The organism is Scytonema sp. PRP1, from assembly GCF_036697665.2.
Taxonomy (GTDB): domain Bacteria; phylum Cyanobacteriota; class Cyanobacteriia; order Cyanobacteriales; family Nostocaceae; genus Kalymmatonema; species Kalymmatonema gypsitolerans.
The window spans coordinates 24,113-39,238 of sequence record NZ_JBAHYJ020000099.1; the positions used below are offsets into that span (position 1 = coordinate 24,113).

The window sequence follows — 15,126 nt, forward strand, 5'->3', positions numbered from 1 at the left end:
TTGAGTCATCTACTCGATAGATGATCAAGCGGGTGCAGGTATTAGTAGATACAATTGTTCACCCCAGCCAAGCCTACGACTCATAAGCGCAAACAGCGAATCGCCTCTAGCAGCCCTCTCGCCTTATTTAACGTTTCTTCATATTCTTTATCGGGATCAGAATCAGCAACCAAACCAGCGCCTGCTTGCACGCTCACAGTATTATCCCGGAGAACCATTGTACGAATTGCTATCGCCGTATTCAATTGTCCTTCAAAATCGTAGTGTCCGTAAACACCAGAATAGACGCCACGACGACTAGGTTCTAACTCATGAATGATTTGCATCGCCCGAATCTTGGGTGCGCCGCTTACGGTTCCTGCTGGGAAGCAAGCTTTGAGTAAATCCCATGCCGTTTTCCCAGGTGCTAGTTTACCTACAACATTACTGACAATATGCATCACGTGAGAGTACCGCTCAATCACCATCAATTCATCAACTCTCACCGTTCCACTTTGACATACGCGCCCTAAATCATTTCGTCCCAAATCAACAAGCATCACATGCTCAGCAATTTCCTTGGGATCTTTGAGCAAATCGTCTGCGAATGCTGCATCTTCCTGAGAGGTTTTTCCTCGTGGGCGTGTCCCAGCGATAGGACGTACAGTTGCTATCACCTCTGCTTGTGAATCTAGTTCTGCTTTTACCATCACTTCCGGACTGGAACCGATAATTTGCCAATCTTGAAAGTGAAAGTAAGCCATGTAAGGCGAAGGATTAATCTGGCGCAAAGAACGGTAAAGAGCGAAGGAGTCGCCAGTGTATTCTGTTGTGAGTCGCTGGGAAATAACAACTTGAAAAATATCTCCAGCTTTGATATATTCTTTTGCCTTCTGGACATTGGCACAAAATTCAGCGCGGGTGAAATTACTTTTGTACTGTTGTGCTTCCCCTGCTTCCCCTGCTTCTCCTGCTCTCTTAGTCCCTGGTGGTGTCCACTCCATTATGGTCTTTTGGGGTGACACAGGGAGAGAAAGCTTGCTCACCATTTGGGTAACGCGATCGCACGCTTGTTGATACGCTGTTTGTAAAGACGCGCCATCCGAGAGTTCTACATCACGCAAATCAGCGTAGGCTATTGCCCAAATTTTCCGCTTCACCTGGTCAAAAATCAACAGATGGTCTACCTGCATCCACAACCCATCTGGGATATTTCTTTCATCTGTTTGATAAACGGGGACGCGTGGTTCTATCCAGCGAATCAATTCATACCCCCAGAAACCAAATAAACCCCCAATTCCTGGCGGTAACTGGGGTAATTTGACGGGTTGATATGGTTCCAAACAATTAGCTAATGTTGTAAACGGATCGCCTTCAAAGACAAGCTGCGAACCGTCGCGATGTGTTTGAGTAGTGTATTCGCCTCTTGCTTCTAGAACCCATACCGGATCACAACCCACAAAGCTATACCGTCCCAGTTTTTCCCCACCTTCTACCGATTCCAACAAAAAGCTGTATGGTTGTCCTGCGCATACTTTATACCAAGCCGATACTGGTGTATCTAGGTCGGCGACCCATTCTTGATACACCGGCACAAAGTTGCCTTGCAATGCTAGCTTGCAAAACTGGTCAAAATCGGGGAATATCATAAAAATCTCTCATATTATCAGCAATCAGCCATCTGCTATCAGCTATTAGCAAGCTGCTAATAGCTGACAGCTAACGGCTGACCTCTATTTACTAAGAGTCGAAGGTATTTTTACCGCTGAACTTGACTGCTGCTGGGCTTGGGTTTTTACCGATATTGCGGTCTACATAGCGCACTTTTTCACGACCTGGGTTGACTTTTTCTGGGAAGACACCATCAGCCGGATGTATGTACTGAATTTCTCCGTTCGGATAAATTCGGTAAACTTTGTAGTTTGTGATTTTCAATTTCCGCAATACCTGACCGCCCAAATACACGCCGTATTCCTTACGAGCCAAATACAGGAGGTTTTCACCTTGGCGCATAATGGCGGTACCGCCTGTAGGCAGTTCAAAAGGCTGCTCCTTGGGGCTAGTCCAAGTGATAGCGTACTTTTCTTCCACTTCTGCTTTTTTCAGCAAGCCGCCAGTACTGCCACCAAATATGGGGGTCTGTCCAGAGAGTGTTTCTGCCATAAAGTTTTCTCTCAACGTTTTTACGGCATCCTATCACCGCAGCTAGGGTCATGTTGCGATCGCGTCATAGTCTGTAACAGTTGTTAGTCAATCGTCGATCATCCATAGTCAAAAATCTAGATTTTACAGGTTTTTGACTATGAACTCATAACTGTTGCTAAACCGCTAAATTTCTTTATAGAGTTTTCTCTTGTGTCCCCTGTCCCCTGCTCGCTTTCCTTGGACGTGATAACTTTTGCTCTTGCCTCGCCTCAACTATGGGTATGGTAAAGTGAAACTGACTACCTTGGTTTTTGCCGTTTGATTTTGCCCAATCTGTCCACCCCAACCATTGACAATTTGACGGCTAATTGCTAAGCCAAGACCTGTGCCACCAGTGGTGCGGCGCAACGCTCCTTCTTCTTGATAGAAGCGGTCAAAAACGATTTCTAGAAGATGTGGTTCAATACCGCGTCCGGTATCAGCTACGGTGACTTCAACCATCTTCTTGCGATTGCGTTCAGCCTTAATGGTGATTTCTCCGTCTGATGATGTAAATTTGCAAGCGTTATCTACCAGTTTTGCCAGGACTTCCACCAGCCAATCTCCATCTGCTTTAACCAAAGGCAGGTTTTTTGCAAGCTGAGTTGTAATTTTAGGCAGCTTTTCGGAGGCAAACCGGGTGCGAATCCGACTGAGCGACAGTTCCACACATTCTTGTAAGCTGAGCGATTCTGGATGCCATTCTACCCGACCGCTTTCGAGATTAGAAAGCGTTAGGGAAATCTTGTATGAGTTTGCGCATCCGTTCTGAGTCAGTAAGAGCAGTGTCTAGCATGACCTGTCGTAACTCTGGAGGCATATCCGGTTCGCTGGCTAGACTTTCCAAGCACACCTGAATGGTAGATAGGGGGGTACGGAGCTCGTGTCCAGTGATAGCTATCAAGTTGCTGCGGGTGCGGTCAAGGGCTTCCAACTGCTTGTTCAAGACTTCTAGGTTAGCATAAGCCTCAGCTTGGATCAGGGCGACTCCCACTTGGGTGGCGATCGCTTCTACCAAATCAAAGTCCCCAGCTTGCCAATCGTGTAAAGTTTCGTTGCAGTAGTGAAGTTCAACGATACCCAACAACCGCCCCTGGTAGAACACTGGTTCCATCAGCCAAGAACGAATGTCATACTTTTTCACAAGTTCCCAAAGTTCTTTAGAAGAGGTAATGCGAGCGTCAGTCTGAGTATCAGTTACACAAACCCCTTCGCTTTGTAGTACCACATCCCGAAATAGGAGATTGTTCTCCAACAGCCAGGTTTGTCCCAAAAGAGATGGTACACCAGATTTCAAAAACTCATGCTCAATAACGGCTTTGGCATCGGTACCTTGAGCGCGATAGATTAAACAGCGACACGCCCCTAAGTTTTGTCCCAGTTCTTGGGTTGCGACTTGGAGAATTTCATGGGGATCGAGCGATCGCCTAATAGCGTTACTAATCGTATTGACTAAGCGTTCTTTACGTGCTTGAGCCGCTATGGAACGATACGCCTTATGCAATTTATACTGACTTGCTTGCAAATAAGTCACCAAGCGCTGCACAAACGGATCAGTATCTATGTCGCAAGCATATTCGTTGAGCTGTACTACTCCTGTTTCGCTCTGCCGCTCGTCTATCCTAAACCTGTGGCGTGCCTGATCAATTTTATCTACCAGTTCTGGTCTGTAAACCAAAATCCTGTCCAATAGTAATTCAGCGGCTTTCAGGCTTACCCCCCGTTCTGCTGTCCAAATTCCTTCAAACCTTCGCGCCGTGTCCATATCCAAACTCGGGCTGATCTCCCGCAGTTGCTCATTTTTAGCAAGAGAACCCATGCTTTCCCGGCAAACCAAGCAAGTGGCATAGTTTTGGGCGATTACCACCAAATGCCACTCTTGACTTAAGCTATCATCGGGTTCAAAGGCGATCTTTTCGTAGTATTCCGAACTGTTGGTAAAATCTGTTTCGGGGGCTGATAATACGTATATTTGATTACTACGCTGAGCAAGCCGCTGATAGCGATGAGCTTCTTGGCGGTAGAATCGCTCTCTTTGGAAGCTAGCAATGACCAGAGGCTGCTCCAAAGTAGCCGCCAACACCTGGTCTTCCATTGCGTGGGAGAGCGCCGTTAGTGAAGCTTTGAAATATATTTGAGGTCTCAGGTTGGGTAGAGCCTGTAGCAGTTCACTCAGCACGGAAGTCGAAATGCTCATCAATTTCTTTAAGGAGCCACAATCTGGACAATATCGATGCCACAGCTGCATTGTACAAATTACAACGGACTCTTAAGTTAACGAGATAGTTGCAATATGTAAAGAATGGTGAAAGACACGTTGACACCCTTGGCAGGCGCAGCACGTTGCTTGAGATGCAGCAACATTCTGTCTAGGGTTTCCCGCCAGCTAACCGACGGCAGCTTTAGAGCTATAGTAAGTATCTTACACAAGTAGACTGGCGTCATCTAAAAATCTCCGGGAGCTTGGAAACCGTGTACCTTTAGGTCACACAGGAAACGCGACACGGCGTTATTTTTAGCCGTGAAATTACTATAATGGCAAGGTTTCAAACAATAGACTGACTAAAAAATGGGGACTGGGCAAAACGTACATTTTCATGCTTAATGTGGTTTGTAGTTTCTAGAAAGTATGGACATAGATATATTGCACAAAATCGTCAAGTTTTTTATTTTGTCACCTTTGCATTGAACATAACCTAAACAACAAGTTGCCTGAATCAGAAAAAAAGCCTCTTTTTTCCACTCATAATTTTAGGGCCTTTTCACCATTTTCCTTTTTGCTGGAGCCGTTTCAAGAATTGAACACAAACTACTACACCCGTAACTGAGCACAACTCAGCACTGTTATGTCTAACAAAAATGGCTAATAACCAAAGTCGCCGTATAAGAACCTGCATACGCGGAATTTATAAGTGTTGTGGAGGTAAAAATCTACTTCCAAAAATGACCTGCACAAGCACATTCTCTTGTTGACATTCTTTTTAGGATATCATCAAAGGCTTCATTATCAATCAATTTATAATTTTCCACTCTTATTTCACTTTGCCAAGAATTTTATTTTTATCCATAGCTAACTCAAATATTTATGTTATTTGAAGAAGCAACTGCTATCAGCGTACTTTTTTTATAAACTAATGTTACAAAATCTAACTATTTACAAAACTTCAAAATTTTAACTTTTTAAGTACGAATGAAGAAGTACAGAAGTGCTTGTAGTCACTGTTGAAAAAGTGTGTTGCAGAATATAGCCATTTCATGTAATATTATTTTATCAATAATTTTCAAAATTCTTAAAACCATGTGATAAATCTGAAAATTTACTTGGTGCTAAAAGCAGTGAAGTCTGCAATAGCAGCCGAGTCAAATCACTAACTCATAGACAATAGACAAAGCAAGCTTTGATGGGAAAATGATCCCATCTATAAATTTTTTAACAAAAAAGCAGAAGAAATCATTCCCTAATGCCTTAATCCAAAAAAGATGGAGTGTATTAAAGTGACACCATTAAGGCTTGCAACAACAGTAAATACAAGGCATTGCATATTTCCCCAATTTTCTTACAGCAGTTTTCACTTAATTTAGACCACATTTTTTGCTGTTTTTCTTTGCGACGCCCTATGCCTGCGGCACGCAATCATGCGTTAGCGAACGCGAGTGCGTGTGCATGATTGCACTCAGCTCCTCTGGAGCGCGAAGCTCTCCCGAAGGGAGCAAGAGGCACGGGTATCTCCTCGCCTTGAGGCTGCGCCAAGCGCGTAAGGTCCTCCCGAATGAGGCACGCCAGTTCCCGCTTGTTGGGAAACCCGCCTTCTCAAGAGCGGAGACGTTACGCGTTAGCGAACGCGAGTGCGTGTGCATGATTGCACTCAGCTCCTCCCGAATGAGGCACAGGACTGGATTCACTAGTCGCCTGGTGGGTCGGGAAACAAGGACTGCATAGCGGTGGCTCGTCTTTGTGCCTTCTCGTAGAGAAGCCGCTCATGCAGTCTATGCGCGAGACAAAAAAGGTCTATTTACCTGAAAATAGCTGTAGAACTATGAATCTGTTGGTCATAGATTTCCTGGGTAAATACGTGCTACACATACCTGCTCAGGTGAAACATGAGAATCGCACAAATTTCTCCTTTATGGGAGCGTGTTCCTCCCTTTCGTTATGGGGGTACTGAACTAATTGTTCAATTAGTTACAGACGAATTAGTGAGGCGCGGTCATGATGTTACCTTATTTGCCTCTGGTGACTCGATTACCAAAGCAAAACTTTGTTCAGTCCATAACCAAGCACTACGGCTTGACTCCAATATCAAAGAGCCGACACTCTACGAGCAGATGATGCTTGCTGATGTTTATCAAAACGCTCATCATTTTGATATTATCCATTCTCACGTAGGTTGTCCTGCCCTTCCGTATTGCGGTTTTGTGAAAACTCCTACCGTACATACAATGCATGGTATTTTTACGCGCGATAACGAGAAAATGTATCGGCGTTTTGCTTGGCAACCTTTCATCAGTATTAGTGAGGCACAACGAGAACCGCGCTTAGGCTTGAACTACATTCATACCGTTTACAACGGCATTGATACAACCGTCTATCCCTTCCATCCCGAACCGACGCAACCTGCATACTTAGCATTTGTCGGGCGGATCTCCCCGGAAAAAGGACCAGTAGAAGCGATTAAGATTGCTCGTGCTGCTGGCTTTCAATTAAAGATAGCTGGCAAAATTGACGCTGTTGACCGTTCTTATTATCAAGAACAAGTAGAGCCTTTGATTGATGGCGAACAGATTCAGTACCTGGGTGAGGTTTCCCACGAAGAAAAAGTTAAACTGCTTGGTGGAGCAACTGTGACTTTGTTCCCCATCACCTGGCGAGAGCCTTTTGGTTTGGTCATGATTGAGTCAATGGCAACGGGTACACCTGTGATTGGCATGGGATTAGGCTCAGTACCAGAAGTGATTGCTCATGGGAAAACAGGTTTTGTTTGCCACTCGCTCCAAAAAATGATTGAAGTGATTCCAGACGCCATAAAATTAGATCGATGGACTTGTCGGGAGTACGTTGTCAGCCGCTTTAGCGTTGAATCTATGACCTCGGAGTATGAGAGGGCTTACAACATGGTGCTAGGGTAAAAGTCTGCACCTGCAACCCATCACTCCAAAAGGCACAAGCCAATGCATGAAGATTAATTTAGCATAATCCTTGAGAATCCCACTCTTGCCTTTATGGGGAAGAGTGGATGAAAGGTGGTAAAAAAAGGGACATGGAGCCCCTTGTTTTTACCACCTCTCGAGTTTTGAGTTCAAACTTGGTCAATTAAAAAATTTTATTTTTCTTTCAAAAATTGGAGACTTAACTAATATTATTTTGCTAAAAATACTATATAATTATTAGTGGTTCGTATTATACATAATATATTTATTTTTTAATTCCCTTTACAAGAAATTTTAAGTAACAGTTTAGCTAAAAGTGACTAACCTGTTGCCTTTTGCTGTGGAAAACCCCTATTTCTATATTGCTGCCGAGGGGCGTCTACATCTTGCCATTCTCAAGAAAAGCGGCTAATAAACAAGTAGAAATCCATACATTTAAGCTTCTTCATAAAATTTTTAGACAATCATAGATTTATAAAGATTTTATGATCAAAGCTTTATTGATGTTTTGTGATTAGCTGTATGCGATTATGATTTTTGCTCAATGGCTCAAATCTGCTTCTAACAGCGTCTTTTTTCCTGTTGACGCTGATGCTTGTATGAAAAACTAGACCTGTACACGGAATTTTGGCTGATGACACCGGATACGCTGATGACACCGGAAAAAATTTTTCTAGACGGAAAAACTTTTGTTCCTGCCGATCAAATACCTATTCCAGAATGGCCCTGTGTAACAAGTGAAAGACCACAACCGACACTCACGGTTAAAGATGATGATTTATTTCTGGTCACAGACACTTTGGGCAATATTTCTGGCTGTTCGCTGAATGATGGCAATCCCAGTATGGGGCTATTGTGCTGTGACACACGCTTTCTGAGTCGCCTAGAGTTGCAAATTGATGGACACTCTCCTGTGTTACTTAGCAGCACTGCTGAAAAAGGATTTTCTCTGTCAATTTTGTGTACCAATCCCAGAATCGAAGACCGTCTGAAAGCCGATACAGTGGGCATTCGTCGGGAACTCGTACTTAATGGAGCATTATTTGAAGAGTTAGAAGTCTCTAATTATAGCACAAGTTCCATCAGCTTTGAACTCAGTATTAGCTTTGACGCGGATTTTGCCGATTTATTTGAAGTCCGGGGCTATGACAGGCAAAAACGGGGTAGACTTTTACGCCTTGTAGAACCGACACCTGAAGAAGGAACATCAACTGGCGAAGGTATTTCTGGACAATCTGTGCCAGCTGTACAGAAAGAGCAATCCTTAAGCCTTGCCTATGAAGGTCTGGATGGCTTACTCATGGAATCTCGCATTCAATTCCAGCATAGGCAACCAGACTATTTCAAAGGTTACACAGCAGTTTGGCGGCTGGAGTTGGCTTCTCACGAAACTCAAAAATTGGGCTACCGAGTCAATTTCTTGACAAACAACAAATCGACTTCCATTGTCAGTGCGCCTTTCACTTTAGTACAAGCGAAAGCCTCCGAGATGATGGAGGAGCAACACTGGGTACAACAAATTACACGAATTCGCTCAGACAAAGGGACGTTCAATCACATTATTGAGCGAGCTGAGCAAGATATGTATTTGTTGCGTCAGTCCTTCGGCAAGTACAAGACTGTTTCCGCAGGAGTGCCGTGGTTTTCCGCGCTGTTTGGGCGCGATTCGATTATTACAGCTTCCCAAACGCTGATGTTAAACCCTCAAATAGCCAAAGAAACTTTGCTGCTTCTGGCGACATACCAAGGCAAAACTGACGATGATTGGCGCGAAGAGGAACCAGGTAAGATTTTACACGAGTTGCGGTTGGGTGAATTAGCTCGCTGTCAGGAAATTCCCCACACTCCTTACTACGGTACAGTCGATGCGACTCCCTTGTGGCTGATGCTGTATGCCGAATACTATGCTTGGACTCATGATGTCGAAACCTTAGAGCAACTTTGGTCCAAAGCTGTCTTGGCAATGGACTGGATCGACCGCAACATTCGAGAAACAGGCTATCTCAGCTACTATCGGAAATCCAAAGGTGGTCTTGCTAACCAAGGGTGGAAAGACTCTGGCGATTGTATTGTCAATCGTAAGGGAGAGTTAGCCAACGGACCGATCGCCTTGTGTGAGGTACAAGCTTACGTCTACGCTGCCAAATTGCGCTTAGCAGAAATTGCCAGGCTGAAAAAGCGGATTGACTTATCAGACAGGTGGACAGAAGAAGCAAGAAACCTTAAGCTTCGTTTCAATAGAGACTTTTGGATCGAAGACCAGGATTTCTGTGCCTTGGCTTTGGATGGAGAAGGTCAGCAAGTAGACAGTATTACGTCTAATCCCGGTCATTGCCTACATTTAGGCATATTCACACCGGAAAAAGCTTACAGTGTTGCTGAACGGCTGCGCGCACCAGATATGTTTAACGGTTGGGGTATCCGCACCCTGAATAGCTTGTCACCAGCTTACAATCCAATGGGGTATCATATCGGTTCTGTATGGCCGCACGATAACTCGTTGATTGCACTGGGATTGCGATCGCTCGGTTTAGTCGATCAAGCCCTGGAACTTTTTGAAGGTTTATTCGACATGACTAACCAGCAGCCCTATCTACGTCCTCCAGAGTTGTTCTGCGGCTATGAGCGCAATGGTGATAACGCCCCTGTACAGTATCCTGTTGCCTGTACACCTCAGGCATGGGCAACCGGTAGTATCTTCCAGCTCCTGCAAATGATTGTAAACCTGGTGCCTGACGCTCCCAACAACTGCTTACGAATTATCGACCCTACTTTGCCAGAGTCAATCAGCAGTTTGTCACTGCACAATCTCAAAGTTGGTTCTACTATACTGGATTTGGAATTTGAGCGTTCTGGTAGCACAACTGCTTGTCGCGTTGCCAAGAAACGCGGTAACCTCCGGGTCGTTATCGAAGCGTAAAATCAGGAAGTGGGGAGTAGGAACTGGGGGCTGTTAACCCGGAATGGGAAGATGCTCTTGACTACCGCTATACAACCAGTCCCTTTTCTTCCCCAATACCCAATCCCTAATCCCCAGTCCCTGCTTTAGCCTTCTTCTTGTTGATTCTCACTTCTGTGCCCAGGAGAAGCTTCGTAAAGCGCATCTAGTTTTTGGCGTGCGTCTTCAACGTTAATCGAACGCATCACCAGAAGCGGCTCTTTAATTAAGTTACCAGCAGCATCTAATAACTCTGGATGCGGTTTAAACTGCTTGGTTGATGAACTATAGGGATATCTACCCTGATTTTCAATCGCTGCGGATCTGGGTGGATAAATCCGCTCTCTATCAAAACTGAACATAATCAGGTTGCGAATTAAGTTAGCAACAGCTATAAAAGCTAGGATGGTAAAAGCAAGAATGTAAAGCAGGTGTAACATCGTTTTTCCTCCAGAGTTCGCAGATTTTAAAGCTATATCTTGTAAAGTTTTGCTTAGTTGAGTTGGTTGATGCTGTTAATTACGGTGATGCTGAATGGTTAACGCAATCTTATGCGCTCATACTCTTTATAAAAAGGGGAATTTTTAACCTAGGGGAGAGTGCGGTGGTAACATAATATACATCACTTCCTATCTCAGATGATGTCAAAAAATTTTTTCTATCTCACTTACATACCGTCTTGAGTAGTGCTAATTCTGCCACCATTCACAAAGTAACGTACCCAGATAACATAGTTTTGAGCCTCGCTCCGCTTCAAAGCTAGGCGTGAGCGGTGGAAACCGCATCAGACTTCTCGCGCTTGACGGAAGCGCATCGCCACATTCCAACATTGTGTTACTAATTGATGCCAAGGCGCTAACGTTGCCATATCAATACCGACTTGTCCATCAGTTGCACTAAACAGCATCTTTGCTGTGTTCACTTCCTCTTGCGCTTTCTTGACTCGGGTTAGTAAGTCAGATTGTTCATGTTGACTCATGAATGACAGCTGTTCTGTTTCCAGAAAATCGCGCGATCGCGCAAACCAGTACTGAAAATCTTCTAACAGCGGTTGCAAAACTGTTTTCAGCAGTTCAGATTCTGGTAAATTCGAGTTTCGCATAAATGAGAAGGATATTCCTAACTTTCTTACTAATATTAACTCTATTTAAGATTCTTAACATTTCTCTCGTCTCTCTCATAAGTTAGAAAATTTTCATTCTTTGTAACATTATTTACACACTCTATATTATATAAACTTCTCTAGGCTATTGTACAGATACCCAAGGGGGATCTCAAAAAACCTGTTTATATTAGAGACAAAAAAACTGAGAATTTACTAATATATATGTATTAGTTGACACTTAATGAATCAGATGAGACCTCGGTTGCTCAGTGAATGTATGCAAAGCCAATCGAGAAAAACCCGAATGGTTTTCTCATCATTCCCCTAACAGGCAGTTAACAAAGTGTGCATAAACGTTTTGGCGCTTCCCCTATTGCAATTCCTGTTGCCCAAAAGACTAGGTAATGAAAAAAAACAAGCAATGGCGGCAATGTAAAGTTAAATTAATGTAAGATTATCTCACAATTAAAGCTAAACTTGTAAAATATTAGATACAAATCTAGATTTCAAACAAGACACTTGCATGGCTGGCTTTTGTGAAAAACAAAATATCCGAAGTACATACAAATCACTCTTAGTCATCAATCAGAAGTTTGTTTTTATTGTTTATTAGAAATCGTTAACTTCATCATTGAAATATTAAGTTAAACCAACAGGAATTAAAGTGGTTATATTTAAAGAAGAGCCACATACATCAAAATGTCTGGCAATGCGAGCAAACACTTCAATGAGTACAGCGAAGTCTTGGTTCGGTAGGAATCTACTTTGCTGGTGAGGTTGGCGCTTTAACAGTGAACAGTGAACAGTGAACAGTGAACAGCTACCTACGCAGTTATCAGTTAAATACGAGTGGTCGCGCGTCCCCCACCAAGAGCACCTTTATGCGTTGGTGACGGGTCGCGCATCCCCCACCATACGCCGTCAGGACTGATAACTGATAACTGATAACTGATTTAAGTGCTCCGAAGTCTTCTAACCATGAGCGATAAGCATTCTCTATAAAAAACTGACTGTTTATTGATACATAGGTAGTAAATGACATGATAACTTATTAAAAATAGATATTATGAAGGAAGGCATAAGCATCAATATATGATTAATGAATCGAGTTCATCCTGCTCAAGGAATAAAAATTGGTAAAAAGAAAAATATGACAAAACTGAAAAGTAGCCCCACTTTAGTTTTGGGGAAAATTTTTTCATAACTCCAACCCATACATTATCTTTTACAATCACTTTGCCAGCCAATGGTACAGCAGCAGATGTCGCTAAACTCATATTCTCATCAACCAGAAGAACCAGAAAAAATATATTTACCGCGAACCTCAGAATCAGAGACTTTAAAGAAAATTCGCCATACCGCTTCTCATGTGATGGCAATGGCGGTACAAAAGCTGTTTCCCAAGGCACAAGTCACAATCGGTCCCTGGATTGAAAACGGCTTTTACTATGATTTTGATAATCCGGAACCATTTACTGATAAGGATTTAAAAGCCATTTATAAAGAAATGGTGAAGATTATCAATCGGAAATTGCCAGTCATTCGAGAAGAAGTCAGCCGCGAAGAAGCTGAACAGCGTATTAAGCAAATTAACGAACCATATAAGCTAGAAATTCTATCAGACATCAAACAGGAACCAATCACGATCTACCACCTTGGAGAGCAGTGGTGGGATTTGTGCGCTGGACCTCATCTGGAAAATACTGGCGAACTCAACCCGAAAGCCATTGATTTAGAAAGCGTTGCTGGTGCATATTGGCGTGGAGATGAAACGAAAGCGCAGTTGCAACGCATTTACGCCACTGCTTGGGAAACGCCAGAACAACTCGCTGAGTACAAGCGGCGTAAAGAAGAAGCGCTGCGACGGGATCACCGGAAACTGGGTAAGGAACTGGGATTATTTATATTTTCCGACCTAGTGGGACCGGGGTTACCATTGTGGACGCCCAAAGGAACTTTGTTGCGGAGTCTTTTAGAAGATTTTCTGAAGCAGGAACAGATCAAACGTGGCTACCAGCAGGTTGTCACACCCCACATTGGTAGAGTGGATTTATTTAAAATTTCCGGACACTGGCAGAAATACAAAGAAGATTCGTTCCCGATGATGGCAGAGGATGAGGAAGCCGCAGCCCACGAACAAGGCTTTGTTCTCAAGCCAATGAACTGTCCCTTCCACATCCAAATATATAAGAGCGAGTTACGCTCTTATCGGGAATTACCGATGCGGTTGGCTGAATTTGGTACAGTCTATCGCTACGAACAATCTGGGGAATTGAGCGGATTAACGCGGGTGCGGGGTTTTACTGTGGATGATTCTCATCTGTTCGTCACCCCAGAACAGCTAGACAGCGAATTCCTGAACGTAGTCGATTTGATTTTGTCGGTGTTCAATAAACTGCAACTGAAGAACTTTAGAGCTAGACTTAGTTTCCGCGATCCAGCCAGTGACAAGTACATTGGCTCAGATGAATCTTGGGAAAAAGCTCAAGGTGCAATTCGCCGTGCTGTCGAACAACTGGAAATGGAGCACTTTGAAGGAATTGGGGAAGCAGCGTTTTATGGTCCCAAACTTGACTTTATCTTCCGTGATGCCCTTGAGCGTGAATGGCAACTGGGAACGGTGCAGGTAGATTATAACTTGCCAGAACGGTTTGAGCTAGAGTACGTCGCTGAAGATGGTTCTCGCAAACGCCCAGTGATGATTCACCGTGCGCCTTTCGGTTCCTTGGAACGGCTCATCGGTATCTTGATTGAAGAATATGCCGGAGATTTCCCCTTGTGGTTAGCCCCAGTGCAAGCAAGATTGTTGCCAGTGGGTGAAGCACAACTAGATTTTGCGAAAGAGGTGGCGGCGAACATGAGAGCTATCGGTATCCGTGCTGAAGTGGATACAAGTGGCGATCGCCTCGCTAAACTGATTCGCAACGCCGAAAAAGAGAAAATCCCCGTTATGGCAGTGGTGGGAGCCAAAGAGGTAGAAACGAATACCCTCAGTATTCGCACCCGCGCCTCTGGAGAGTTAGGAACTGTGCCTGTAGCTGAAATTTTGGACAAAATGAAACAGGCTATTGCTAACTATGACAACCTTTAACAAAATGTAGACATAAGGGTGAGCTTTTTGCTCGCCCTTAAAAATTACTTCATATAAATATCCTAAAAAAGATGCTATGACTACTACAAAAGAAAAAGTCCAATCTCTGTTGAGCAAATTACCAGACGATTGTTCTGTGGAAGATGTTCAATATCATCTGTACGTACTTGAAAAAGTTCGTCAGGGATTGGTAGTCACTGACAATCGAGAAACTATCATCTCTCAAGAAGAAGCCGAGGCGCTATTAAGTAAATGGCTTATCGAGTAGTTTGGTCTCCCAAAGCGCTCGAAGATGTAGACGCGATCGCGGCATACATATTTCGTGACTCCGCTTCCTTTTCTGCCACAGTAGTTCGGAAGATACTTGACTCCTCTGATAAGTTGAGCACTTCTCCCTCTTCCGGTTCCGTCGTCCCAGAATTTAGCGAGGATACTATTAGGGAACTGTTTGCTTACACTTATCGAATCATTTATCAAATTCAAGAAAACACTGTAACTATTGCGGCAGTCATTCATGGTAAAAGGCTCTTGGGTCAACATCTAGACATAGACTGATAAGCCCAGAAACCTTTTTCCATAACAAACCAACAATCTAGAAGGGTGGGCAATGCTCACCCTTCTACAATTTATTATAAGGGGTAGGCTGAAAACCCCGTGACTTCAGTCCGGGGATGAAAGCCG

10 protein-coding genes and 1 pseudogene are annotated in these 15,126 nt (G+C 43.8%); 5 read left to right on the top strand and 6 right to left on the bottom strand.

The genetic code is table 11. The annotated features are described in order from the left end of the window. Positions 1-80: 80 nt before the first annotated feature. The 4 genes and pseudogenes from trpE to V5G28_RS26445 all read right to left on the bottom strand — a co-directional run bounded on the left by trpE (position 81) and on the right by V5G28_RS26445 (position 4,608). Positions 81-1,628 (bottom strand): anthranilate synthase component I, encoded by a 1,548-nt coding sequence (gene trpE / locus V5G28_RS26430; RefSeq protein WP_332990527.1) that lies wholly within the window; start codon positions 1,626-1,628, stop codon positions 81-83. A 91-nt stretch (positions 1,629-1,719) separates the two neighbouring features. Continuing rightward, positions 1,720-2,142 carry a photosystem I reaction center subunit II PsaD gene (locus tag V5G28_RS26435; protein ID WP_332990529.1) on the bottom strand — a complete coding sequence of 141 codons (423 nt, stop codon included), beginning with the start codon at positions 2,140-2,142 and terminating at the stop codon, positions 1,720-1,722. 175 nt (positions 2,143-2,317) lie between these two features. After that, positions 2,318-4,360: pseudogene (locus V5G28_RS26440) on the bottom strand (DICT sensory domain-containing protein). Positions 4,361-4,437: 77 nt separating this feature from the next. Further along, positions 4,438-4,608 (bottom strand): hypothetical protein, encoded by a 171-nt coding sequence (locus V5G28_RS26445; protein ID WP_332990531.1) that lies wholly within the window; start codon positions 4,606-4,608, stop codon positions 4,438-4,440. 1,656 nt (positions 4,609-6,264) lie between these two features. On the opposite strand from V5G28_RS26445, the gene V5G28_RS26450 reads away from it, so the two are divergent. After that, positions 6,265-7,290: a glycosyltransferase family 4 protein gene (locus tag V5G28_RS26450; RefSeq protein ID WP_332990533.1), complete on the top strand. Its 1,026-nt coding sequence runs from the start codon at positions 6,265-6,267 to the stop codon at positions 7,288-7,290. Between the two features lie 655 nt (positions 7,291-7,945). Continuing rightward, positions 7,946-10,231: an amylo-alpha-1,6-glucosidase gene (locus V5G28_RS26455; RefSeq protein WP_332990535.1), complete on the top strand. Its 2,286-nt coding sequence runs from the start codon at positions 7,946-7,948 to the stop codon at positions 10,229-10,231. A 125-nt stretch (positions 10,232-10,356) separates the two neighbouring features. Here the strand turns inward: V5G28_RS26455 and V5G28_RS26460 are convergent, their stop codons facing one another. Both V5G28_RS26460 and V5G28_RS26465 read right to left on the bottom strand, forming a co-directional pair. Next, positions 10,357-10,689 carry a DUF2973 domain-containing protein gene (locus V5G28_RS26460; RefSeq protein WP_096564451.1) on the bottom strand — a complete coding sequence of 111 codons (333 nt, stop codon included), beginning with the start codon at positions 10,687-10,689 and terminating at the stop codon, positions 10,357-10,359. Positions 10,690-11,033: 344 nt separating this feature from the next. Further along, positions 11,034-11,351 (bottom strand): DUF2605 domain-containing protein, encoded by a 318-nt coding sequence (locus V5G28_RS26465; RefSeq protein ID WP_096564450.1) that lies wholly within the window; start codon positions 11,349-11,351, stop codon positions 11,034-11,036. A gap of 1,249 nt (positions 11,352-12,600) precedes the next feature. Here V5G28_RS26465 and thrS point away from each other — a divergent pair. The 3 genes from thrS (at position 12,601) to V5G28_RS26480 (ending at position 15,000) form a co-directional block, all read left to right on the top strand. Continuing rightward, on the top strand, positions 12,601-14,445 hold the full coding sequence (gene thrS, locus V5G28_RS26470) for a threonine--tRNA ligase (protein ID WP_332990541.1): 1,845 nt from the start codon (positions 12,601-12,603) through the stop codon (positions 14,443-14,445). A gap of 76 nt (positions 14,446-14,521) precedes the next feature. Beyond that, positions 14,522-14,713 carry a hypothetical protein gene (locus V5G28_RS26475; RefSeq protein WP_073635211.1) on the top strand — a complete coding sequence of 64 codons (192 nt, stop codon included), beginning with the start codon at positions 14,522-14,524 and terminating at the stop codon, positions 14,711-14,713. After that, positions 14,698-15,000: a type II toxin-antitoxin system RelE/ParE family toxin gene (locus V5G28_RS26480; protein WP_332990544.1), complete on the top strand. Its 303-nt coding sequence runs from the start codon at positions 14,698-14,700 to the stop codon at positions 14,998-15,000. Before V5G28_RS26475 ends, V5G28_RS26480 begins: the two co-directional genes overlap by 16 nt. Positions 15,001-15,126 lie beyond the last annotated feature (126 nt).